This window comes from Betaproteobacteria bacterium, assembly GCA_016709965.1.
GTDB classification, from domain to species: domain Bacteria; phylum Pseudomonadota; class Gammaproteobacteria; order Burkholderiales; family Rhodocyclaceae; genus Azonexus; species Azonexus amarohabitans.
In genome coordinates this window covers 822,190-847,688 of the sequence record JADJLT010000006.1, presented here as the reverse complement: position 1 = coordinate 847,688, position 25,499 = coordinate 822,190, and the positions used below count along the sequence as shown (strand labels likewise).

The following is a 25,499-nucleotide window of genomic DNA, read 5'->3' as shown; positions in this document are numbered from 1 at the left end:
CGCCGGTATGGCTGAGCGCGAGAACAACAGCCTGACCTTCAAGCTGGTCTATTACGGGCCGGCGCAGAGCGGCAAGACGACCAATCTGCTGCGCCTGCACGACCTGCTCGCCCCCGAACTGAAGGGCGAGATCATGACCATGGAGACAAAGGACGATCGAACCCTGTTCTTCGATCTGCTGCCACTCGGCTTTCGTGCTCCCTCCGGCCTGTTGATCAAGTTCCGGCTGTTCACCGTACCCGGCCAGATCGCCCATGACGGCACCCGCAAAGCCGTACTCTCAAGGGCCGACGGGGTCGTATTCGTTGCCGATGCCGAGCGTACGCAGGAAACCAACAACGCCGAATCCTTCCAGAGCCTGACCGAAAACTGCGGACGCGTCGGACTCGATTTCGAAAACCTGCCGCTGGTGGTCCAGTTCAACAAATGCGATTTGCCAGGCGCGGTGCCGGAATCAGAAATTCGCGAACGCTGGTCCGCCGCACCCTGGCCACTGATCTTTTCGGTCGCCTTGACCGGGCAAGGGGTGGATGCCACGTTCGAGACACTGCTACGCAGCGTCTATCGCCTTCAAACTGAAGCACTGGAATTGTCCACGCAACATGCGCTGGACGAGAATGCCTTCGTCGCCGGCGCGTTGGGCCGGACATGAGCGATTTTTCGTTCGATCGAGAATGGTCACTCAACGAACTGCTTGATGACGCCATGCTCGCCCAGATCGGAGCGGCCCTCACCAAACAATTGGGCGGCGATGCCGCAATTCTCGGACCTGATGGCAAGGCACTGTGGGGGATTCCTGGCAACGCGACGCGACGCGAAGCACTGACTCTTGAGCTGGAACCACTGGGCTACATTACCAGTGCATCGTCAACGTTGGCTGCGCTGCAGGGTGCCGCAGGCCAGCTGGTCATCCTGTTGCGCGCCCAGCTCCGCTTCAAGATGGCGTCGACCTTGCACCTTGAAGCAGTGGCCGAGGATTTCGAGTCGCTCAAACGCGAACACGCCCGCCTGCTTGAGTCGGAAGCCCGCTACAAGGCACTCGCCGGCGAACTGGAAGCACGGGTCAAGTCGCAGGTAGCCCAGCTCGAAGAGCGGCAGCAAATGCTGTATGCCGCCGAAAAGCTGGCAGCGATCGGCCAACTGGCGGCCGGCATGGCACATGAAATCAACAACCCGCTGGGTTTCGTTCGCAGCAACCTTTCGACGTTCAGCGCCTATCTGCAGAAGTTCTCCAATCTCCGGTCGCGTTTCGCTGATGTTGAAGTCGCCTGGCGAGAACTGGATCTCGATTTTGTGCTGGAGGACAGCCTTGATCTCCTGGGTGACAGCGCGGTCGGTATCGACCGGATTGCCCGTATCGTCAGCGATCTGAAGAGCTTTTCGAATGTGGATCGCGCGACGGAGGAGTTTGCCAATCTCAACGACTCGCTCAAGCACGCCATCAGCATGGTCGAGCGCCAGCTCCCTGCCGACGTCACTCTTAAACTTGATCTCGGTAATCTGGATAGTTTTGTCTGCCTCCCCGGGCACCTGAACCAGTTGTTTTACAACCTCATACGTAATGCGATTCAAGCCATTCAGGACAGCGGACGGCCGGGTGAAGTCCGGATCAGCAGCCATCGGGCCGATCACGGTATTGATGTACAGATTGCCGACAACGGCGTCGGGATGAGCCCCGAACAGCGTGAACGCGCCTTCGAGCCCTTCTTCACGACCCGCCCGGTGGGCGGTGGTGCCGGGCTGGGCCTGTCGACTGCGCGCAACGTCGTCGTGGCCCATAGTGGCCACATGGAACTCGAAAGCGAAGCCGGTCGCGGCACGACCATTCATCTATTCTTCCCGACCACGACATGACCGACTATTCATCGTTATTCACCGGCAAGACCAGCACGCCGCAGGCCCCCGCCAGCCATCTGACGCCACCGAAATACCGGCTGTTACTGGTCGACGACGAAATTGGCATCGTCAAGGCGCTCGCCCGGGTATTTCGTCAGGAAAATTACGAGGTCGTCACCGCACCCAGTGGGGACGAAGCCTTGCAGCGCCTCGCCGAAGGTGGTTTTCAACTAGTCATCAGTGATTTCATGATGCCCGGCATGAACGGTGCACAATTCCTGCGCGAGGTGAAGGCGCGCTGGCCGGAAACCATCCGCATCATGCTGACCGGCCAGGCCAATACCGATGCCGTGATGGGTGCCATCAACGATGGCGCGGTATACAAGTTCATCCTCAAACCGTGGAACGACGACGATTTGCGCGTCACCGTCGCACTGGCGCTGGAACAGTTTGACCTGATCGCGCGCAACCGTGCCCTGCGCACTGAAAACGAGAAAAAGACCCGGGAAATTTCGGCCCTTAGCCGGCTGGCGGTAACGAATCGAAGCCGACTGGGCATCATGCTGAACAAGAAAAACCTGTTGTCGGCACCGCAATTGCAGGAACTCTCGATGCTGCAGGAACGACGCAAGGAGCCACTGATCAGCCTGCTGCTGGAAAAAGACTGGGTGGCCGAACGCAATATTCGGGAGCTGCTCAAGACCGACATGCTGATCGAGGAAGTTCAGCTTCCCGAATTCCGCATCGACCCGGTCATGGCCGAGCTGATTCCGCACAGTTTCTGCATGCGCCAACTGGTCGTGCCACTCAAGCTGGAGGGCAAGCGCCTGATGCTGGCCATGGCCGATCCGCTGGATGAAGGCTTGATCGACGAAATTCGCTTTACCGCCGGTCTTGACCTCAAGATTGTCAGCGCCAATATCGATGCCATCCGCAAGAAAATCGACGAGCTATACGGTAGCGACAACACGCTGGATTTCAAGGAACTGGAAACGCTGGTCGGTGGCGCCGACCCCTACGAAGGGATAGAGATCGTCATTGAGGAAGACGATTCTGCGTCGCTGGAGGACCTGCTGCGCGGGACCGAAGCGCCCCCGGCCATTCGCATGGCGAATGCAATCATTCTGGAAGCCATCCGCCTGGGTGCCTCGGACATTCATATCCAGCCGCGGACGAAGAACGTCATCGTCCGTTACCGCATCGATGGCGTGCTGCTGGACAAGATTCACATTCCGCACCAGATGCATCAGTCGCTGGTTTCCCGATTGAAAATCATGTCGGAACTTGACATCTCGGAGCGTCGGCGTCCACAGGATGGACGAATTACCGTCAAGACACCGATGCGCATGGTCGACCTGCGAATTTCAACGCTGCCGACCATCAATGGCGAAAAGATCGTGATGCGGATTCTCGATCGCAACTCAGCCGTCCACACACTGGATCGTCTCGGCTTTTCGCCGGTCGACCTGCCGCACGTCACCGACATGGTGGCCAAACCTCAAGGCATCATCCTGGCGACTGGCCCGACCGGCAGTGGCAAGACGACCACTCTCTATTCGCTGCTCCAACACGATGCAACGCCGGACAAAAATTACGTCACGATTGAAGACCCAGTCGAGTACTACCTCGACATGGCTGGCCAGGTGCTGGTTCGGGAGAAAATTGGCCTGACCTTCCCGACCATTCTGCGCGCCCTGCTTCGACAGGATCCGGACGTTATTCTGCTCGGCGAGATTCGTGATTTTGAGACAGCCGAGGTCGCCTTTCACGCAGCGCTGACCGGTCATCTGGTCTACTCAACGCTGCACACCAACTCGGCCATCGCCACCATCGCCCGCCTGTTCGATCTTGGCCTGAAACCCTACGTTGTGGCGACAGCCCTTGAGGGCATCATCGCGCAAAGGCTGATACGCCAAATCTGTCCGCTCTGTCGTGTGCCTGCAACGCCGTCCGCAGACCTTGTCTCCCGCCTCGGTAGCACCTTCAATGGCATTGGAGAAACCTACCGCGGCAAGGGCTGCCCGAGTTGCCACAACACCGGGTACAAAGGCCGTCTCGCCATGTACGAGGTATTGTCGTTCGACGACGATTTGCGGGACCGCATCGGCAGCGGCGCCACCATGCTGGAAATTCGCCGTGCGGTTCGTGAAAAAGGATTGCGCAGCATGGCCAAACACGCCCTGGAACGCGTTAAGGATGGATCGACCACCCTGGAAGAAATCATGCGCGTGCTCGGCCCGCGCGCTGGAGAGGACTGAAATGGATGCTTTTGTCTGGAATGAAAGCTATGTGACCGGCGAAACCGTAGTCGATGATGAACACCGCGAACTCGTCCGCATCATCAACTGGATCATTGAACACCAGAGCCTTTCGGATGAAGGCACGGAAGTGGACGATGTGCTGGCCAAGCTGGTGAACTATGCTGTCAATCACTTCGCCCACGAAGAGAAATTGATGATTCAAAGTGGCTGCGACCCACATTTTGTGAAGGTGCATGTCAATGTTCATCAGGATTTTGCCAGGCAGGTTGGCAAAATGCGCGAGTTTCCGGCGAACCAGACGAATATTGAATATCTGCTGCGTTTCCTTAGCAGCTGGCTGGCACATCACATCCTGGGCATTGATCAATCGATGGCCCGGCAGATTCGCAAGATTCGCACAGGTGTGCCTGCCGCCGAGGCCTACGAGGAAGAACGCCAACGGGTTCAAGACCCGGGAACGGCAAGCCTGCTCGATGCGATGAATGCGCTCTTTCGCCTGATCGCTGCCCGCAACGAGACCTTGGAAAAGCTGAATACCAGCCTGGAAGCCCAAGTCGAAGCACGCACCATGGCGTTGTCAAAAACCAATGGGCAACTACTGGTCGAGCAGGAACGTCTGCGCGATGCCATGGAGCAGGTCGAAGTCACGCAAAAGAAACTGCTCGAATCAGAGCACCGGCGTTCTGAAGCCACGCGCCGCAATATGGAAAAACTGCTCGCCCAGATTATCGAAGGCGACCCCGTTCCCACCCTGGTTATTAACGCACGCCACCAGATCACACACTGGAACCGGGCATGCGCCCTGATCAGCGGCCAGAATGCTCAGGACATGGTCGGTACAAATAATCACTGGCAGGCCTTTTACCCGGAAGCCCGGCCACTGATGGCCGACCTGATTGTGGACGGTAGCCCCGAGGCTGAATTTGAACGCTATTACAGCGGCCTGTACCGCCGGTCGAAAATCATTGATGACGCCTTCGAGGGTGAAGCTTACTTTCCGCACGTTGGCCAGGGACGCTGGCTGTTATTCACAGCCGCGCCGCTCCATGACGAAGCCGGGAAACTGATCGGTGCCATAGAAACCGTTCAGGACGTGACAGACCGCCATCTTGCAGAAGAGCTGTTGCTCCAGAACCAGAACCAGCTCGAACAACTGGTCAGCAAGCGCACCTCCCAGCTGGCCGAAGCCAACGCCACTCTGGAAAGCGACCGCTGGGAACTCGAGCAACTGCTGTCGAAAGTCGAAGAAGCCCAGCAGCAACTGTTGCAATCGGAGAAGATGGCCGCCATCGGCCAGTTGGCCGCGGGGGTAGCCCACGAAATCAACAACCCCGTTGGTTTCGTTAATTCAAATCTCGGGACGCTGAAGACCTACGTCAGTCGTCTGATGATGCTACTGAACGCCTACGAAGCAGTCGACGCCGGCGGCGACCGCAGCCAGCTGGAACAGGCTCGAAAGGCAGCTGATCTCGAGTTTCTGCGTGAAGACCTGCCGTCCTTGCTGGCCGAATCGCAGGAAGGCCTCGGGCGTGTCACCAAGATCGTCCACGATCTGAAGGATTTTTCCCGGGTGGACCAGGCCGAAACCCAGCGTGCGGACCTCAACGCCGCGCTGGAAAGCACATTGAACGTCGTGTGGAATGAGCTCAAGTACAAGGCCGACGTGGTCCGTGAACTGGGCGACATTCCCGAGGTAGTGTGCGTGCCGGCACAAATCAACCAGGTATTCATGAACCTGCTGGTCAACGCTGCGCAGGCGATCGACCAGCATGGGCGCATTACCGTCCGCTCGGGGCGGGAAAACGGACATGTCTGGTTCGAGATCGCCGACACCGGCCGAGGGATGCCGCCGGAAGTCCGCAACCGGGTCTTCGAGCCGTTCTACACCACCAAGCCGGTCGGCCAGGGAACCGGGCTGGGGCTGTCGATTTCCTACGACATCATTGTCAAGAAGCACGGCGGTCGCTTTGATCTCAGCAGCACACCGGGGCAAGGCACCACCTTCAAGCTCTGGTTGCCGATCAACCCGGGCAGCAACGCCTGACAGGCATTTGCGCACATAGCGGGTCGAGTGGTTCAGGGCAGCAACACCGATCATCGAGCATGCGGCGAAACAGTGGTGCGCCCATGCTTCCTGCCGCATTTCAATTTTCAGCCTATTTTGCCGTTGACCGCGGCAATCGCCACCAGATGGCCGCGCACCCTGTTGTCGCCCCCATCGACTACGCATAAGTAGACGCACCCTACGCAATCTAACGTATTTCTCCTGAACAACCCCGGTCGTAATCTGGCATTGCACTGCAACAACGCAGTTTGAACAGATCAATCAACGTCCGAGGAGCTTCCATGAGCAATCGTCGTCACTTCATCAAGGCCACTGTCCTGGCCGCTGCACTGTCTTCCTTCGGCATGGCCGTCCATGCCGCCGACACCATCAAGGTCGGCGTCCTGCACTCCCTGTCCGGCACCATGGCCATTTCCGAGACGGCGCTCAAGGAAACCGTGCTGATGACCATCGACGAAATCAACAAGGCTGGCGGCGTGATGGGCAAGAAGCTCGAGCCGGTCGTCGTCGATCCGGCTTCCAACTGGCCGCTGTTCGCCGAAAAGGCCCGCCAGCTGCTGACCAAGGACAAGGTTGCCGTGACCTTCGGTTGCTGGACGTCGGTTTCCCGCAAGTCCGTGCTGCCGGTTTACAAGGAATTGAATGGCCTGCTCTTCTACCCGGTGCAGTACGAAGGTGAAGAACTCGAGAAGAACGTGTTCTACACCGGTGCCGCCCCCAACCAGCAAGCCATCCCGGCCGTCGAATACCTGATGTCCAAGGACGGCGGCGAAGCCAAGCGCTTCGTGCTGCTCGGCACCGACTACGTCTATCCGCGCACGACCAACAAGATCCTGCGCGCCTTCCTGAAGTCCAAGGGTGTTGCCGAAGCCGACATCATGGAAGAGTACACCCCATTCGGTCATAGCGATTACCAGACCATCATCGCCAAGATCAAGAAATTCGCCTCCGAAGGCAAGAAGACCGCCGTGGTGTCCACCATCAATGGCGACTCCAACGTGCCGTTCTACAAGGAACTCGGCAATGCCGGCCTGAAGGCCACCGACGTCCCGGTCGTTGCCTTCTCGGTCGGCGAAGAAGAGTTGCGTGGTGTCGATACCAAGCCGCTGCTTGGCCACCTGGCAGCCTGGAACTACTTCGAGTCGCTGAAGAACCCGGAGAACGCCAAGTTCATCAAGATGTACAAGGACTGGGCGGTCAAGAACAAGCTGCCGAATGCCAAGACAGTCGTCACCAACGACCCGATGGAAGCCACCTACGTCGGTATCCACATGTGGGCGCAGGCCGTCGAGAAGGCCAAGTCGACCGATACCGACAAGGTGATCGCCGCCATGGCCGGTCAGACCTTCAAGGCACCGGATGGCTTCGTGATCAAGATGGACGAAAAGAACCACCACCTGCACAAGCCGGTGTTCATCGGCGAAATCAAGGCCGATGGCCAGTTCAATGTCGTCTGGAAGACGCCCGGCCCGATCAAGGCCCAGCCGTGGAGCCCGTACATCACCGGCAACGACAAGAAGAAGGACGAGCCGGAGATGAAGTAATCCGCCGGACCTGTCAGTCGCAAACACGGGGGCTTCGGCCCCCGTTTTTCTAACGCTTTACAAGGACAACACCATGAACCGCGAAGAAGTCACCGATCTGATCGTTACCCAAAAAGTGAAGAAAAAACTGACCTGGGCCAAGCTGGCCGAACTCATCGGCCATAGCAAGGAATGGAGTACCGCCGCCCTGCTCGGCCAGATGACACTGACCGAAGCCCAGGCCAAGGCCGTCGGCGCCGCCCTCGACCTGCCGGAAGAAGCGATCACCCAGCTTCAGGTCGCACCCTACAAGGGCTCGCTGCCCACCGCTGTGCCCACCGACCCGCTGATCTACCGTTTCTACGAGCTGATCAACGTCTATGGCACCACCTTCAAGTCCCTGATCCACGAAGAGTTCGGCGACGGCATCATGAGCGCCATCGATTTCAACATGGACCTGACCCGCGAGCCGGACCCCAAAGGTGATCGCGTCAGGATCGTCATGAGCGGCAAATTCCTGCCCTACAAGACTTACTGATCGCCATAAAAACTTTCAAATTTGGCCCGATTTTCCGGTTGACCGTGGGAATCGGGCCTTTGCTTTGCGGATGGCTCTTGCGCCCCCATGGCGAACCACGAGCACGATCGCGTTGGCTACCAACAACCCGTATCTTTCGCCGATCCGATTACTCACCCCCCAGCGTGGTGCGTGTTTTTGCGTCTTGCCCCGAATGAATGCACTTTTTATGAAAAATTGCGGTAAAAACGGCGCAAACCCATAGGACCAAGTCTTGCTTCATTTAGTGATTGCTTAAAATTCTTGGTGCAGCGAATGGGGTCTTACAAAGGTATCGAGGTCGAAGACGGACTACTCAATTTGTTGCCGCACATGCAACTCGTCGAGGAATATCGTGAGTCCTTGCAAAACCTTCAGGCCGTCTGGGACAACCTGAACCTGCTGGGGCATCTCTCGGCAACGACCACCGACATGGGTAGCACCCGGGCAGCCTTCTCGGCATTGACCAGCAGCCTGCTCAACAACCTGGCCAACCGGACGCTGGCCCGACGCGTTCAGGACATCTCGGCCAAAGCGCAGGTCACCATCGACATCCTTGTACGCAATCTGTTTGAACGGACCGCCGACATCGGATTTCTCGCCACCGACGAACGCATCCGGAAATTTGCCATGCAAGGCGAGTCAGCCGAGTACGGCGCAGCCACCGCGCTGAACGGCAGATTCAAGGCGTACATCGAGAAATATTCAGTCTATTTCGATGTCGTCCTTCTCTCACCGCAGGGCGACATCCTTGAGCGCACGCTGCCGGTTGAAGGCATTCAGCAGTGCACCGACCGCTTTGTTCATGAAGCCTTGACGACATCGGCCCCTTACGTCGAGTCCTACGACCAAAGCTCCCTTTTCACACACCGCTCGCCGACGCTGATCTATTCGTATCGGGTCAATGACACGAGCGGACGGGCTGTCGCCGTCCTTTGCCTGTGCTTCGATCTGCCGGACGAAATGCAGCGGATTTTCAACGGTCTTGAGCGTGGCGACGACTGGAGCATGATCGCCCTGCTCGACGACAAAAATACGGTCATCGCCTGCAGCGAACCCTACCTGATCCCCCTGGGCGCACGCCTGAATGCGGCCTATGCCGATGGCGCCCTGATGCGCTTTGCCGGACGTAATTTCCTCATCAGCCGGCGCACCACGCATGGCTATCAGGGTTACATGGGGCCGGGCTGGAGCGCCCTTGTCCTGGTGCCGATCGAGTATGCCTTTGGTGGCAGCGCGGCGCAAAATCACGCCCTGGATAACCTCGATCCATCGCTGTACATGGCCATCCTGAACAGCGACAGCATCTTCTCGCCGGCCCTCAAATCAATTCCGCGGCAGGCAGAATCGATCCAGCGCGAGCTTGAACGCTCGGTGTGGAACGGCAATATCCGTCAGAGCTCGGCCAATAAAGCCAACAGCAACCCGTCATTTTCAAAAATTCTGCTGTCTGAAATCAGCGCTACCGGGCTGCGCATGAAAGACGTATTTGCGCAGTCCATCGGCAGGCTCCAGCAGACGGTCATCGCCTCGACCCTCGACGATTGCCGTTTTCTCGCCCAGTTGGCCATCGACATCATGGACCGCAATCTCTATGAGCGTGCCAACGATTGCCGCTGGTGGGCGCTTGACCCGCTCTTTGGTCAGGCATTGGCCAAGGCGGATGGGGCTGATCGCTGCGAAGCCGTTTCCCGGCGCCTGTGCGAAATAAACGATCTCTACACGGTCTACGAAAATCTTCTGGTTTTCGACAACGAGCAATGCGTTGTCGGCGTCTCGCGGACACAATACGAAGGCTTGGTCGGCACAAACCTGAATGCCGAATGGGCGCGCAACACCCTGATGCTGACCACGCCGGACCGCTATGTCGTTTCGGACTTTTCCCCAACCGCGCTTTACGGCGGGCGGCCAAGCTATATCTACGGCGCCGCACTGCTTGACGGCCCCGGCAAGGTGGTTGGCGGCATCGGTATCGTCTTTGACAGCAAGGCGCAATTCGCAACCATGCTGCAAGACGCCCTGCCGCCCGAGTTGCCGGAAGCATTCGGACTCTTCATCGATGCGCAGTGCCTCGTCATCGCATCAACCGACGAGCGCTTCCCGGTCGGCGCCAGGTTTGAACTCCCGGCCGATCTACTGACCGCGGCCAAGCAGCCGCATGGCGAGTCGCGCCTCATCGTGCTGGGCAATCAGATACTTGCCGTCGGCGCCCGCCAGTCGTCCGGCTACCGAGAATACAAAGGAAGTACCGATCCCTATCGCAACGATGTCATTGCCCTCGTCATCGTGCCCATGGGTGAAGTCTCCGCAGTCGAATCACCGGTCATGCGTTTTGAAAAATCGCCCGGCAAGGCAATGGCCGCCGATTTTCAGAGAGGTGCCAACCAGCACGTGAACGGCATCGAGATCGCCACCTTCCATGTCGGCGATCACTGGCTCGGGCTGCATGTCGGCGATATCGTCGAGGCGATTGAACTGAAGGGCGCCGTGCGGATTCCCAATGCGCCGTCACAGATCCACGGCAGCATGATTTACCAGTCGGCGGCCATCCCGCTTTACAACTTGCGCACGGCGCTGGGGATCAAGGGTGCGGATTGCCCGGTCGAGATGCAAGTCATCGTCATCAAAAGCGACACCGGCAAGCGCTTTGGCCTGCTCGTAGACAGCCTAGGGGATATTCCGGAAGTTGCGCTCGAATCGATCGAGCCCGCAGGCAATATCTTTGTCGGGGTAACGCCGCTACTTGCCTCAATCGTCAAATCGGCCTCCGGCAAAGGAAAAATGCTGACCCTGCTTTCCGTCGCCAGCATCGCCAGCCTGCTCGACAAATTCTAGGCGCCGGCATGGCGTAAGACAGATGCTTCAGGCTTGTCATGGGCAGAACGCCCCTGCCCGGCAAGCCTGACGATGCGCCGGAAAAAATTTCAAATTTGGCTAAATTTTCCGGTTGACCGTGGAAATGCCCAGCGCTCCCGCGGCTGCCTGGCACGCACACGCTCCTATATCCCGAGACGCATAATTTGCCACCCCCTGAACCATGATTTAGCCTCGACATCAGCGTCTGGGCAATGAGCGTACGCCTGACACCGATTCCTGAAGCCATAAGCTTGCCAAAACCAAAGTGCCGACACATATTCTTGCCAGATGCTTATCAATGACAGATAACCACTAAATCAGCTGTCATCAGGCATGGATCGGCCACAAGCTGCCGGTCGACATGCGATATGATTGGCGAATTTATTTCCAAAATAAAGGCATGGTTGCCATGTCTCACTCTCGATTGACTGCCCTGAAATTTCTCTCTTTCCTTAGCTTGATATTGGCAAGTTCCATTGCGAATGCTGGGCTATTCGGATTTGGTGGTAGCACGATGAGTTGGAAAGAGGAAGTGTTGTTGCATGATGGTCAGGTCATTGTCTCTGAGAGGTTCTATAACCTCGGTGGCTATCCAACTCTCGAAAGCACTGAACGTGAGGTACAGGACGAAACCGTCACATTTATTCTGCCCAGCACTGGCCAAAAAATTATCTGGAAAACGAATTTTAGTGATCTCGTATCTGAACCGAATAGTCTGAACCTAATTCTTTTTGATGTGGTGAAAGGTGTGCCTTTTATCGCCACTTACCCCGCTGGCTGTATTGCCTACAACAAATGGATGCGCCCCAATCCTCCGCAAATACTCTTCAAGTACGAGAATAATCAGTGGAAACGCATTGCCTTGGCGGAATTCCCAATTGCGCTGAAAAAATCCAACGTCATTATCGGTAGACCTGCGAGTAGGTCGCTGAAACCCTTCTACAGCGTGGCACAGGTTAAAGAACAGAACCGTTATGTGGGGCAGAAATATGACGTTATTTTGCGGGAAGAAATTCAAAACACCTATCCCGGTTGCCCAGTATTGCATCGGATTGATGGAGGATGGGCGTCACCAGAAGGTGCAAAATCTCCCATTCCCATCTCACCGAGGGCATCCCCGCAGTAGTTAAGACCACGAAATCTTCAATCAGGCGAACGTCGCCTTTGGGCACCGAGTTGCCGTTCGACTCGCCCGGTCTACTTAATGATTTAGCTTGGCCAACCCCGATGAGTTCCGGCGGGCAACACTGCACGATTCCGCATTAAAAAAGCCGAAGGTGCGTTCGCGGTCTCGTTTTTCTCAATTGCCTGGAACCATATCCGTGCCCTGCTCAATTGGGAGCATGTGCTTGCCGGACCGGCTCCCGCGACATCCCGCCCCGCTGCCCGTAAATGGCGGCGTGCCGGGCATTGGGCGCCTACGCAATTCATCGTATTCCTGATCCACGGTCCGCCCCGTAACCTGTCGCTGCACTGCACCAATTGCGGACGGATACTTCATGAAAAAAACTTTGATTGCTTTATTGATCTGCCTCGGCAGCCTGTCGGCGCAGGCGGCGCTGGACCCGGGGCGGGTTCGCCAACTGGCGGCTGAGGACTCCAGCGACAAGGTGACTGCCATCCAGCAGATCACCCAGAATGCCGACCCGGACGCCGTCCGCGTGCTGACGGCCATGTCTGAGGACAGCCTGTTTCTCGCCGGCGACAAGGTGGTGATCATCGCCGACGACAAGGCATTCGATGCAGCCACCGGGCAAGCGATCAAGATGCCGGCCAATCCGGAGAGCATCACGGTTAACAACCGCATTCGCGGCGAATTGGCCAGCGCGCTGGCCGCCCTCAAGCTGTTCGATGCTGACCGCGAAGTGCGACTGGCCTCAGCCGGCGAATTGCAAAGCAAGGTCAGCCCGAGCATGGCGCCGCTACTCAAGCTGGCGCTGGAGAAGGAAACCGATGGCGAGATCAAGTCACTGCTGACCCTGGCCTACGCCCAGGCCAATCTCGGCAATGCCGACCCGGCTGCCCGGCTGGCTGCGGTCAAGGCGCTGGCCGAAACGTCGTCGCCGACCATCAAAAGTGTTCTGCTGCCGCTGACCGACAAGGCGAATGAAGCAGATGACAAGGTCCGCTACGAGGCGATTGCGGCGGTCAAGGCCATCGACAGCCGACTGGCCATTGCCGAAAACGTCGGCCGCGCCTTCTCTGGCCTGTCGCTCGGCAGCATCCTGCTGCTCGGCGCGCTTGGTCTGGCCATCACCTACGGCGTCATGGGCATCATCAACATGGCCCACGGCGAATTGCTGATGGTTGGCGCCTACGCCACCTACGGCATGCAGACGCTGTTCCGGGCCTTCATGCCCGACTACATCGACTGGTATCTGCCAGCTGCCATCCCGGTCGCGTTCTTTACCGCCGCCATGGTCGGCGTGATCATGGAACGCACGGTGATCCGCTGGCTCTACGGTCGCACACTGGAGACTCTGCTTGCCACCTGGGGTATTTCGCTGGTCCTGATTCAGACCGCCCGCGTGTTGTTCGGCGCCCAGAACGTCGAGGTGTCCAACCCGACCTGGATGTCCGGCGGCATCGAAGTCATGCCCAACCTGATGTTGCCGTGGAACCGCATCATCATCATCGGCTTCGCCATGTTCGTGCTCTTCCTGGTCTGGGTGCTGATGAACAAGACGCGTCTGGGCATGTTCGTCCGCGCCGTGACGCAGAACCGCCCGATGGCCGGCTGCGTCGGCGTACCGACCTCGCGCATCGACACCATGGCTTTCGCCCTCGGTGCCGGCATCGCTGGTCTTGGCGGCGTGGCGCTGTCGCAGATTTCCAACGTCGGGCCGGACATGGGCCAGGGCTACATCGTTGATTCATTCATGGTGGTTGTCGTCGGCGGCGTCGGGCAGCTTGCCGGCGCGGTCTGGGCGGCACTTGGCCTGGGCATTTTCAGCAAGCTGCTCGAAGGCTGGGCCGGGGCGGTCATCGCCAAGATCAGCATCCTCGTCTGCATCATCATCTTCATCCAGAAACGTCCGCAGGGCATCTTTGCTCTCAAGGGCCGTTTCGTCGAGTAAGGCTGAACCGACATGCGCAAACCTCTTACCCTTCGAATTTTGTCCTCGCTGGACAAGAAAAGCTGGCTGGCGCTGGGCATCTTCCTTGCCCTCGCACTGGTCGTTGTTCCGGTGCTCCACCTCAACTTTCCCGAAAGCAGCGCCCTGCACGTCTCCACATACGCCATCACGCTGATCGGCAAGATCATGTGTTACGCGCTGGTTGCCGTCGCCATGGACCTGATCTGGGGCTACGGCGGCATCCTGTCGCTCGGCCACGGACTGTTTTTCGCGCTTGGCGGCTACGCCTTCGGCATGTATCTGATGCGCGAGATCGGCCGCGATGGCAGCTATGGCTCCGACCTGCCCGACTTCATGGTCTTCCTCGACTGGAAGGAACTGCCGTGGTTCTGGGTCGGCAGCGACCACTTCGGCTGGGCGGCCTTCCTGGTCATGGCGGTGCCGGCGCTGGTTGCCTTCGTCTTCGGCTACTTCGCTTTCCGCTCACGCATCAAGGGCGTCTATTTTTCGATCATCACCCAGGCGCTGACTTACGCCGCGATGCTGCTTTTTTTCCGCAACGAAACCGGCTTTGGCGGCAACAACGGCTTCACCGATTTCAAGCGCGTGCTGGGCTACGACGTCACGTCGGATAGCACCCGGCTGGTGTTGTTCGGCCTGACCGCGATTGCGCTGGCTTTGACCATCATCTTTGCAGCCTGGCTGGTCAAATCCAAGTTTGGCCGCGTGCTGACGGCGATTCGCGACGCAGAAAACCGCGTCATGTTCATCGGCTACAATCCGCTCTGGTACAAGCTGACCATCTGGGTGATCTCCGCCGTCATCTGCGGGATAGCCGGCGCCTTGTACGTCCCGCAGGTTGGCATCATCAACCCGTCCGAAATGTCACCCGGCAACTCCATCGAAATCGCCATCTGGGTTGCCGTCGGCGGGCGCGGCACGCTGATTGGGCCGATCATTGGCGCCTTCGTGGTCAATCTGGCCAAGAGCTGGTTCACCGTCAGCTTCCCCGAATACTGGCTGTTCTTCCTCGGCCTGCTCTTCATCGTCGTGACGCTGATGCTGCCGCAAGGCCTGGTCGGCCTGTGGAAGAAACTGATGGAACAACGTGCAAGCCGGAAAGGAGCCGAGGCATGAACACAGTCGATCTATTTGAGGACGAACGCCCGGAAGGCAGCGACGGCATTGACCAGATGGGCCACTTCGTCACCGGCGAGCTCGACTTATCGCACGGCGTCGCCCTCTACCTCGAAGACATCACGGTCAGCTTCGACGGCTTCAAGGCACTCAACAACCTGAACCTGGCAATCAACGCTGGCGAGTTGCGCTGCATCATCGGCCCGAACGGCGCCGGCAAGACAACGATGATGGACGTCATCACCGGCAAGACCCGGCCCGATTCCGGCAAGGCCTTCTTCGGCCAGACCATCGACCTGACCCGCCTGACCGAACCGGAAATCGCCCACGTCGGCATCGGCCGCAAGTTTCAGAAGCCGACCATCTTCGAGCAGCACACGGTGTTCGAAAACCTCGAACTGGCCATGAAGACCGACAAGCGCGTCTGGAAAAGCCTGATGGCCTGGCTGGCCGGCGACGAGCGGGACCGCATTGCAGAAACCCTGCGCATGATCCGCCTCGACAAGGAAGCCGACCGGCAGGCCGGGCTGCTCTCGCACGGACAGAAACAATGGCTGGAAATCGGCATGCTGCTGATGCAGGAACCGAAGCTTTTGCTGCTGGACGAGCCGGTGGCTGGCATGACCGACGACGAAACGATGCGGACGGCTGACCTTTTCGTTTCGCTGGCCGGCAAGCATTCACTGGTCGTGGTTGAGCATGACATGGCGTTTGTTGAGAAGCTGGGTGGTCTCGTCACCGTGCTGCACGAGGGATCGGTGCTGGCGGAGGGGGATCTGGCGACGGTGCAGAATGATCAACGGGTGATTGAGGTTTATCTTGGGCGCTGAGTGGGTGAACTTTCCCTTTCCCTTTCCCGTTCTCGAGCTTGGGTTTCCGCCCTGTTGGCGGGCGTACTTTCTTTTGCTTCGCCAAAAGAAAGTAGCCAAAGAAAAGGCGACCCCCGGGTCGGCGCCGGCTGCGCCGGTCCCTTGCGCTACTCGGAACGCCGGGCGGCTGGCTAAACTCGCCTGCGGCTCAGACAACGCCAGCCGACTGCCCCCGGCATTCCTGCGTTGCTCAGCGCCTTCCACGGGGACCCGAAAGGCGTCCGGGTTCAACCGTGTTGCCGAAAAAATCGATTCCTACGGTCAACCCGAAAAAAAGCCCAAAAATGAAATCTGCCGGTCGGGCGCGGACGCCTTACCGGGCCCCTTGGAAGGTGCCGAGCAACGCAGGGGCTGGCGGAAAAGGGGTGAGGACTGTCTGAGGGCGCAGCCCGAGTTCCGCAGCCCCCGCCAGTCCCGAGTAGCGCAGGGAACCGGCGCAGCCGGCACCGACCCAGGGTCGCCTTCTTTTTGCTTACTTTTTCTTGGCGAAGCAAGAAAAAGTAAGACGCCCCGCAAGGGCGGAATCCCAACGCAAAACAAGCCCCCCTGCAAGGAGCAGCGAGTATGCTAAAAGTCGACACCCTCAATCAAGCCTACGGCGGCAGCCACATCCTCCGTGGCCTCAGCTTCGAGGTCAAAACCGGCGAAGTCACCACCCTGCTCGGCCGCAACGGCGTCGGTAAAACGACGCTGCTCAAATCCCTGATGGGCCTGGTCAAAACAAAGTCGGGCAGCATCACTTTTGACGGCAAGGACATCACCCACTTGCCGCCGCACGAACGTGTCAGGGCCGGCATCGGCTTCGTACCGCAAGGCCGCGAGATATTCCCGCGCCTCACCGTCGAGGAAAACCTGCTGATGGGCCTGGCCACCAAGCCCGGCAGCACGCCGATTCCGCAGCGCATTTTCGATATGTTCCCGGTCCTGAAGCAGATGATGCACCGCCGTGGCGGCGACCTCTCCGGTGGCCAGCAACAGCAACTGGCCATCGGCCGGGCGCTGGCCATGGGACCGAAGCTGCTGATCCTCGACGAACCCACCGAAGGCATCCAGCCGTCTATCATCAAGGACATCGAACGCGCCATCCGCATGCTGGCCGAAACCGGCGAAATGGCGATTTTGCTCGTCGAGCAGTACTACGACTTCGCCGAATCGCTGGCCGATCAGTACCTGCTGATGGAACGCGGAGAGTTCATCATGCGCGGTCGCGGTGAAACCATGCCGCAGGACGGAGTTCGGGAAGCGCTGGCGGTTTGAGCGGCAGGCATCATTTCTGAAACAGACTGGCTCAGCCAAGCGCTAGAAGCGCCGAAGCGCAGCGCCACACTCAGCCTCGCGCCAGTCGTATCCTGGCCAGTTCGGCAACCTGCGCTTCCAGATTCCTATCCTTGGCAAGAAGCCGGGCAAAATCACTGCCCGTCATCACCAGTAGTTCACAAAAACCCATCGCCGTCACGTCCGCGGTCCGGGGCACCTGACTCAACAAGGCCAATTCACCGAAAAAATCCCCGGAGCCCAGTCGTTGGACCTGGCCGGGGAGCGCCACTTCCAGCGCACCGGAAGCGATGAAGAACATTTCCTGCCCGCGATCACCCTTGTTGATGATCTTTTCACCCGGCAACACGAAACGCGGCTTCAATGTTGCGGCAATCGACTCCAGCAATGACGGCGCCAGGGTTTGAAAGAGCGGCACTCGAATCAGCATGGCTTGAGGACTTAGCCGAAGGTCCAGCGGCGGACGTCGATTGGCGCTTCGCCAGCGCCCGCCAAGATCACCGAGCAGCTCGCGCAGAACCTCCTTGCTGACCACGGCTTCATTGAACAAACGCAGGTATTCAGCGTGCTCTATGCGCAATGCCGCGCGCTCCAGATAACAGATCTGCATTTTCTCGGCAAATTCGCCATATTGCAGACGCAAGGCGGCAAGCGCGTCTTCGATTGCCAGGAGGCGTTGCTGCAGCACGGCGATCAATGACTCGGCCGCTTGCGAACCGAGCATTTCGGGAATACGGTCCTCGGCAAAACCCAGCAGGCCATGCATCGTCGCCCGCCCGACCAACAAGGTTTCAAGTCGATCAGCCAGACCGCTCGCCAGCCAGCCCTGCCAGCCGAGCCTGCGCTGAACTTCAACCGATGCGCGGAAAAGCAGCGGAAACGCCAACTCGCGCTTGGCTGCGAGCTCATAGCCGCTTTGCCCCTCGGATCTGGCACCGTCTTCCAGGTGATAAGCATGGGCCACCAGATTACGAACAATCCGGCCTGATACGATGCGTTCCCGATAATGCTGCAAATGCAACGCCTGCTCACGCCGGGCTGCTGCCACCAATGCAGCCTGCAAACATTCATCCTCAGACAGGTGATTGTCCGATTCGAACAAGACCTCCGATTCCGCCAGGCGTTGGGTATAGCGTTCACCCAGGCTTTGCTGTGCAGCCGAATCGATACGGTATTGCTTGCCAGCCGCCGAGAGTCGCTGCTTGACCGTGCCTAAACCATGTGCAATCGCCCGGCTGCGCAGGAATCGATCAACCGGCGGCAATCGGTCGATTCCAAGGCGACGAATCAATGGCCGAAGCGTGAGTCCGTTCACAAACAGCGTGAAAAGCACGAAGGCTGTAACCAGCGTCGATACCAGTCGCTTGACCTCCGGCGGCACGGCCGGATGTTCGAGGACCGCGAGGGCCAGGGCCAGTGAAACAGCACCTCGCAAACCACCCCACAAGATCACCAGGCGCAGCCCCAATTCCACCTTTTGCGCCATGCCCAGCGCGCTCATCAGCGGCATGAAGCCAAAGACCACAAGACCCCGGGCGACCAGTGCGCTCAGCACCAGCCCGCCGAGCATGACGAGGTCCGGCATTCTGGCTTCGGAGAGCATGTCAGGAATACGCAGGGCGGCCAGCAGAAAAAGCAGCGAGCTGGCCCAATAGCCCAGTTGTTTCCATATCCGCGCGAGAAACGACCATGTTTCTGGCGATACGCGGGTACGCCCGTCATAGGAAAAGACCAGTGCCGCGCATACCACCGCCACCACGCCCGAGACACGAAAGACCAGTTCGCCGATCACGAAGGCAAGGTAGGCAACCGTTACCGTGACGGTCACTTCCGCCATTCGCTGGCCTGGCAGCAAGGTCAGCAAGTGGGTCGACAACGCCGCAAGCACCAGTCCGACGAGCATGCCGCCCGAAAATCCGCGTAAAAATGATTCGGCCGCATTGGGCCAATCGCCGGTACCTTGCGTCAGCATTGCCATCAGTACCGAGAATAATGCGATGGCGGCCGCATCATTGAACAGGCTCTCCCCCTCTACCAGCAGGGTCAAGCGATGGGGAACGCTAAGGTTCTTGAACAGTGCGACGACCGCCACCGGGTCGGTCGTCGACACGATGGCTGCCAGCAGAAGGCAGGCCACCAGATCGTAGTCCGACATGGCCGCCAGTGAAAACCCGACGACCACGGTGCAGGCCAGTACCGCCGCCACGGCGAGAAGCAGGATCGGCCCGATATCCGCCAACAAGCGCCGAACATCAATGTCGATCGCCGTCTCGAATAGCAGAATGGGGAGAAACAGGTAGAGAAAAGCATCGCTGGAAATTGTCAGCGATGCGTTCAGCGCCAGGTGTTCGCCTTTCATGGCAAAGCCAAGCGCCGTGCCGACGATCACCAACACGATGGACAACGGCAAGCCGACGCGACGCGCTATCGGCTCGGTGCCCGCAACCAGCGCCAGCAGCAAGGCGAAGCCGAGTACGGAAACCGGTAGCGAAGCCATTTCACTTCTCCGCCATCAATATCAGATTTCCGTATTCACCTCGCTCCAGTCTACGGTGATACAGATTCACTAGTGGGTCCAGCGGATAACGACTGGCCAACACCGAAAACAATGCCCTTGCCAGATCATCCTCCCCCGGAACCGACAACTGATCGTAGGCCATCAGATACTCCGTCCGCGACGCATAGCGTTTCTCGCGCTCGGCAACCAGCGGTTCGAACACCTCGATCGCCTCCGTCTTGCCTTTCAACATCAGGTGCCCTATCGGTCGGACCAGCGCATCCGGACAACCGGACAGCGTGGCTGCAGAGATGCAGATGTTGGTACCGATCTGCTTGTTGGCGCTTTCCAGACGCGAGGCGGTATTGACCGGATCGCCCAGCGCCCGGTAGTCGAACATGCTTGATCCACCAAAATTCCCGACAATCACCTGACCGGAGTGAATACCGATACGCGTGACACCAAAATCGACCCCTTCGGCATTCAGTTTTCCGGCATAGCCAGTGGCAAATTCATCCATCGCGAGCGCGCAGGCGAGCGCTCGCGAGCGATGATCCGGTTGCTCAACCGGGGCAGAAAACATGATCACCACAGCATCGCCAACAATCCGGTCCAGCGTCCCTTCGTAATGAAAGGCGATGGCCACCATCTCGTCGAGATAGGTATTCAGCAAGGACACCGCATCCGCTGGGTCAATGCTTTCCATCAGTCTCGTAAAATTCGCCAGATCGGTGAATACGAAACTGCATTCCTGACGCTTTCCGCCCAGGCCCAAGGCCTCCGGGTGATGGACCAGATACTCGACCCGATTTGGCGATACATAGCGGGAAAACACCGCCTTGATCCACCGCTGCTCGCGCTCGCTGATGAAATGATGGATCAGGCTACCGAGCACGAATGCCAACGCAAAAATCAACGAAGGCGTGACGGTGTTGATCAACAGCGCATGTTCGCGGAATGCGTACCAGCCGCCGGCCAATGCCATCGATAGAAAGGCAATGGTGGCGATTGCTGCAGCCATGGCTCGGGCACGAATGGCCAGGAAAGAAATGGCGACCCCACCAATAATGATGGCAACGACTTCGGCGCCCTTCGCCCAGTCCGGGCGCGCGAGAGTTTGTCCGGAAAGAATCTGTTCAACGGCCTGGGCATGGGCCTCCACCCCGGGCATCGCTCCGCCGAGCGGACTGAAACGGAGATCCATCAAGCCCTGGGCGGAACTACCCACAAACACAATACTGCCGGCCAGCAAGCTATCCGGCACCTCGCCGGCAAGAAGTTTCCACGCCGGTAAATATCGATTGGCGACTGGTCGCGAATAATGCACCCAGACTTCGCCCTGTGCGGTCGTCGGAATACTGAAGCTGCCGATGCGAATCTCCGACATGCCATGCCCGTACTGAGCCGCCTTGAGAAAATAGTTCTGCTCACCTTGTGCGACGCGTAGAACTTCGGCCGCGATACTGGGCACCGGCTGGCTGCTCAGGCTCAACACCAGTGGCACACGACGGACAATGCCATCGCTGTCGGCAAGAAAATTCAAGGCGCCGTTGCCCCGCGCTTCAGCTTCCAGTTCCGGCCTGGCCGGAATCACTGAATTGAAGGCGTGCAACTGCCCGGTTGGATCGTCACCGGCGTTGATATAGCGGAATGGGCTGTGCGCCAGAACCGACGCATCAACACCGGTGATTCCGTCGTCTTTTTGCTCACCCGCCAGTCCATGCTGCAGCACAAACCCGAGGATTACTTCTGCCCCCTGCATGCTTTTGGCGAGCACCTGATCATGATCCGGCAAAGCATTCAGATTCTTTAGGGTCGCCCCGCTCAGTTGCCAGAGTTTCGCCATGGCGTTTGGCGAGGTTCGATCCGCCTCAGCCAGCAATACGTCGAAGCCGACAGCCGCGACTCCCGCATCGCTTAGACGTTCGACCAGCTCAGCCAGACGCGTTCTTGGCCACGGCCATTGACCGAGGCGGGCCAGCGTCTCTTCATCGATATCCACGATGCGTACTGGAACGTCGACATAAGGACGGGGATACCAGCGCTGATACTGGTCAAACACGTTGTTACGCAGCGTCTGCATTGGTAGCGGGTCCAGGATCAGCAGTCCCAGTCCCAGCGCCACCGAAAATATGGGCAACAAGACACCCAGGCGCTGCAGCACCGTATTCTTCAGAAACCCCGTCGAGACTTGAGCTGTCGACAATGAATCCCCTGCCGGAACGCTGCGCACCCTGAAAATAATGTGCGACATTTATGACTGAACATGGCGCTTGAGCCTGGCGGACGATCCGCCCAAATCAAGCCTCAGCGAATAGACACTTCGACACGCCGGTTTTTGGGCTCCCAGGTATTGTCCGGGGTCTGCACCAGAAGATTCTTTTTGCCATGAGACTCAATGGTCATGGAATTGGCTTTCAGCCCTTTTTCCGTGAGCAACTCGGATACTTTGGTGGCGCGCCTCAAAGCGAGCTGGTTATTGTAGTCATCGGTATAAAGCGTATCCGTGTGGCCGATGACCGATATATCGACAGCCGGTCTGGTTTTGGCGTCGGCAATTATTTTCGGAATCAACGATTGCGACTCGGCGGTCAGCGTTATTCCGGTCGAGAAATACAGCAAGAAACGCACGGGTATCCTGGGCAAGGCCGCAATGGTGTCGCCGAAGTCTTCCTTGACCTGCCGCTCATCAACTCGCAACGGACTGCCGTCAAGCAACCCGGCCTGGCCAGCCTTGTTCAGAACCTGTTCGCCTTTTGAACCCTTGACGACGACTTCACCTACCGAGCCATCCGGGCTGGGAATCAGTACGACATAGGATTTCGAAGCGCATCCGCCGAGCAGCATCACGGCCAGAATCAATACCCAACGGGCAAGCCAGGACCTGGAACCCATGCGCGCAAGGGTACTCATTCTTCCACTTTCAGCAGGAACTGCGTACCGCGCACGCCGATGATGCCGGTAGGCGTGCCGACGGTGACCGCGTCGGGCTTCAGTTTTTCGATGACGCCGGATACATAGTTCAGGCTACCCTTGGTCATTTTGCTGCTGAATTTGAGCTTGCCCTGAGCTGGCGCGTACACATATTCATCGACTGTGAAGCGCGTGTCGGCGCCAAACGACATGACAGTCTCGTCCTTGAAAATGACGCCCATGCTGCTCTTCTTGCCGGTTTGCAGCACACTGCCCTGATGAATCTGGGAGCCGACCTCGGCCTTGAGCACTTTTTCGCCGGTGGTAATCGAAGCATCGCCAATGACGCTTTTGACATGTCCGATTGCCGGTTCGTCGGCCATGACATTGCCGGCCAGCAACATACCAACGATAGCGATAACTCTCAGCATGTTGCTCTCCAACAAAATGTTCGACAGAAAAGAAGGGTACTACTTTCAGCCACGAAAAAAAGCCCCTAAATAGCAGTCAGGCCAGCGCCGAGATCCACTGCGTTGCACGCCGCAGTTTGTCTGCCATGTCACGGGAAATATTTTCAAGCAGGGCAATTCGCAACATCGGCGCATCGTGCGCCAGGTGATCCAGATCGCCAGCATCCAATACCCGGCAACTGACATCGGAATCGGCCACCACGGTAGCGCTGCGTGTCGTCTGGCCGAGCAGCACCATTTCACCGAAATTTGTGCCGGGTCCGAGCGTGGAAATGCGTTGATGGGCCCCATTCTCCAAGGGCACCAGAATACTGACGCATCCTTTCTCGATAAAAAAGACGCGTCCATCCGCTGCCTCGCCAGCGGTCAGTATCGCTTCACCATGCGAAAACTGCCTGGGCATCGCAACCTGCTCGACCAAAGCCAGCAATTCTGGCGCCAAGCCCTTGAGCATTGCGCAATCGGCCAGTTCAACCTGGCGGGCCAAATCCTCCACGGAGTCACCCAGCAAATGGTTCTCGCACCATTCGACCGCGAGATCATTGTCTTCAAAACTCAGGTAGCCACGATCAGTCTTCGGTGCGGTCGTGCTCAGGAAATGCTGGATCGCATGGCGACCGTGGATTCTGGAGAAGACTACAGCGACATTGTCCTTGGCAAATCGCAGGCGCACGTCGTTGAGCAAGCGGGCACCACTTTCCGAGATGCCATCGACCTGATGCATGTCGAGAATGAAACAGGCGCTATCTGCCACCATGGCTATCATCCTGCGAATGACGTATTCGATGCCATCGACCGCCAGATAGCCGTGCAGGCACAGATACTTGATCCGGTGTGCATGCTCGTTCAGGTAGTCACGCATCTCTGGCGCCGGCAGCCGCTTCGACGGCGCCTGCGCTGCCGTGTAGACCCGACCCAGCGCCATGCTGGGCTCTCCGGCCCGATTGAACACATGCAGCCCGAAATCACGCGAGAGATGCCGGCAGACTTCGATGCCACGCACGCTATTGCCTTTCGGATCAAGCAGCGGCGAAAAAATGCCGATCCCGAACCTTCCGGGAAGCACCGCGATAATGCCGCCACCGACACCGCTCTTGGCCGGCATCCCCACCTCGTACAACCAACTGCCGGCAAAATCGTACATGCCGCAGGTTGCCATGACGCTCAATACCCGCTCAACGTGCTCCGACGGCAAGGCGCGCTGACCGGTCACCGGGTGTATGCCGCCATTGGCCAGAGTGGCGGCCATGAAGGCAAGATCACGACAGTCAACCAACAGCGAGCACTGGCGAAAATAGTTCTCCAGCGACGCCATGGGTTCGCCATCGATGATCCCGAAATTCTTCAGCATCCATGCAATCGCCCGGTTGCGAAAACCCGTATCGCTCTCCGAGCGATAAACATCCTCATCGAGGGATAAATCCCGGCCAACGAAAGCGCTCATGGAGGTTTGAATCCTCTCCCACTGCGCTTCCGGCGTTGCCCCGGAAACCAGACTGGCTGTTGCGATTGCACCAGCATTGATCATGGGATTCAGCGGCGCACCAGTTTTGGGATTCAGGCTGATCGAATTGAACGCGTCTCCGCTCGGCTCAACGCCCACCTTGCTGGTCACCAATTCGACCCCGCGATCGGCCAGCGCCGTGGCGAAGACAAAGGGTTTGGAGATCGACTGAATCGTGAATTTCTGGTCCGAATCCCCCGTCGAATAGACCACGCCGTCCATGGTGACCAGCGAAATGCTGAACCACGACGGGTCAGCCTTGCTCAGTTCGGGAATGTAATTCGCCAGCGCGCCATCCTGATTTGAAGCAAGTCGCGCATGGAGACTGTCGAGATAAGCCTGTATCGGCGATTGCATGCCATATCCTTGCAGTGGGCAACCGGAATTAAATAGCATGTACCGTACCAACAATCGGCTAATTCATGACATGAGTCCATTGGCATGGGCATAGCCGAATCCGGCGCGGCTTTGCGACGATCTCGATTCGTCAGTTTTAGAAAATATCTGCGATCTCAGCGACAGGCACAGAGGCTGACGACCCACAGCAAAGCCTGTCGTGGCCGCCATGAATATTTCAATTTCCGGCATTTTTTCCGGTTGACCGCAGCAACCGGATTACGCTGACGCGCAGCGACCACTTTCCGTTAGCGGGGGTTAAAC

17 protein-coding genes are annotated in these 25,499 nt (G+C 58.3%); 12 read left to right on the top strand and 5 right to left on the bottom strand.

All coding sequences use genetic code 11. The features are described from left to right. Window positions 1–7: 7 nt before the first annotated feature. The 12 genes from IPJ12_18510 (at window position 8) to urtE (ending at window position 17,437) form a co-directional block, all read left to right on the top strand. Entirely contained in the window at window positions 8–652 is a 645-nt protein-coding gene (locus tag IPJ12_18510; GenBank protein MBK7649087.1) for a GTPase domain-containing protein, read from the top strand. Then, entirely contained in the window at window positions 649–1,854 is a 1,206-nt protein-coding gene (locus tag IPJ12_18505; GenBank protein ID MBK7649086.1) for a two-component sensor histidine kinase, read from the top strand. Before IPJ12_18510 ends, IPJ12_18505 begins: the two co-directional genes overlap by 4 nt. Further along, entirely contained in the window at window positions 1,851–4,094 is a 2,244-nt protein-coding gene (gene tadA, locus IPJ12_18500) for a Flp pilus assembly complex ATPase component TadA (protein ID MBK7649085.1), read from the top strand. The genes IPJ12_18505 and tadA overlap by 4 nt, the downstream gene beginning before the upstream one ends. A 1-nt stretch (window position 4,095) precedes the next feature. Continuing rightward, on the top strand, window positions 4,096–6,141 hold the full coding sequence (locus tag IPJ12_18495) for a hemerythrin domain-containing protein (protein ID MBK7649084.1): 2,046 nt from the start codon (window positions 4,096–4,098) through the stop codon (window positions 6,139–6,141). A 302-nt stretch (window positions 6,142–6,443) separates the two neighbouring features. Further along, window positions 6,444–7,706 (top strand): urea ABC transporter substrate-binding protein, encoded by a 1,263-nt coding sequence (urtA, locus tag IPJ12_18490; GenBank protein MBK7649083.1) that lies wholly within the window; start codon window positions 6,444–6,446, stop codon window positions 7,704–7,706. Between the two features lie 73 nt (window positions 7,707–7,779). Then, on the top strand, window positions 7,780–8,223 hold the full coding sequence (cynS, locus tag IPJ12_18485) for a cyanase (GenBank protein ID MBK7649082.1): 444 nt from the start codon (window positions 7,780–7,782) through the stop codon (window positions 8,221–8,223). A 294-nt stretch (window positions 8,224–8,517) separates the two neighbouring features. Next, window positions 8,518–11,076, top strand: coding sequence for a chemotaxis protein CheW (locus IPJ12_18480; GenBank protein MBK7649081.1), 2,559 nt, complete (start codon window positions 8,518–8,520; stop codon window positions 11,074–11,076). Between the two features lie 382 nt (window positions 11,077–11,458). Beyond that, window positions 11,459–12,223: a hypothetical protein gene (locus IPJ12_18475; GenBank protein MBK7649080.1), complete on the top strand. Its 765-nt coding sequence runs from the start codon at window positions 11,459–11,461 to the stop codon at window positions 12,221–12,223. A gap of 373 nt (window positions 12,224–12,596) precedes the next feature. Continuing rightward, window positions 12,597–14,174 (top strand): urea ABC transporter permease subunit UrtB, encoded by a 1,578-nt coding sequence (urtB, locus tag IPJ12_18470; protein MBK7649079.1) that lies wholly within the window; start codon window positions 12,597–12,599, stop codon window positions 14,172–14,174. Between the two features lie 12 nt (window positions 14,175–14,186). After that, window positions 14,187–15,311: an urea ABC transporter permease subunit UrtC gene (gene urtC / locus IPJ12_18465; GenBank protein ID MBK7649078.1), complete on the top strand. Its 1,125-nt coding sequence runs from the start codon at window positions 14,187–14,189 to the stop codon at window positions 15,309–15,311. Beyond that, window positions 15,308–16,141 carry an urea ABC transporter ATP-binding protein UrtD gene (urtD, locus tag IPJ12_18460; GenBank protein ID MBK7649077.1) on the top strand — a complete coding sequence of 278 codons (834 nt, stop codon included), beginning with the start codon at window positions 15,308–15,310 and terminating at the stop codon, window positions 16,139–16,141. Before urtC ends, urtD begins: the two co-directional genes overlap by 4 nt. Before the next feature lie 603 nt (window positions 16,142–16,744). Next, window positions 16,745–17,437, top strand: a complete 693-nt coding sequence (urtE, locus tag IPJ12_18455) for an urea ABC transporter ATP-binding subunit UrtE (protein MBK7649076.1) — start codon at window positions 16,745–16,747, stop codon at window positions 17,435–17,437. Window positions 17,438–17,507: 70 nt separating this feature from the next. Here urtE and IPJ12_18450 read toward each other — a convergent pair whose 3' ends face one another. The 5 genes from IPJ12_18450 to glsA form a co-directional block, all read right to left on the bottom strand. Continuing rightward, window positions 17,508–19,952, bottom strand: a complete 2,445-nt coding sequence (locus IPJ12_18450) for a cation:proton antiporter (protein ID MBK7649075.1) — start codon at window positions 19,950–19,952, stop codon at window positions 17,508–17,510. Window position 19,953: 1 nt separating this feature from the next. Further along, a complete protein-coding gene (locus IPJ12_18445) occupies window positions 19,954–22,206 on the bottom strand; it encodes an adenylate/guanylate cyclase domain-containing protein (protein MBK7649074.1) in 2,253 nt (750 codons plus the stop codon). Between the two features lie 53 nt (window positions 22,207–22,259). Next, complete coding sequence (locus IPJ12_18440; GenBank protein MBK7649073.1) at window positions 22,260–22,865, bottom strand: OmpA family protein; 606 nt, start codon at window positions 22,863–22,865, stop codon at window positions 22,260–22,262. Further along, complete coding sequence (locus IPJ12_18435; protein ID MBK7649072.1) at window positions 22,862–23,296, bottom strand: FecR domain-containing protein; 435 nt, start codon at window positions 23,294–23,296, stop codon at window positions 22,862–22,864. The genes IPJ12_18440 and IPJ12_18435 overlap by 4 nt, the downstream gene beginning before the upstream one ends. A 76-nt stretch (window positions 23,297–23,372) precedes the next feature. After that, on the bottom strand, window positions 23,373–25,196 hold the full coding sequence (glsA, locus tag IPJ12_18430) for a glutaminase A (GenBank protein ID MBK7649071.1): 1,824 nt from the start codon (window positions 25,194–25,196) through the stop codon (window positions 23,373–23,375). Window positions 25,197–25,499: the final 303 nt, after the last annotated feature.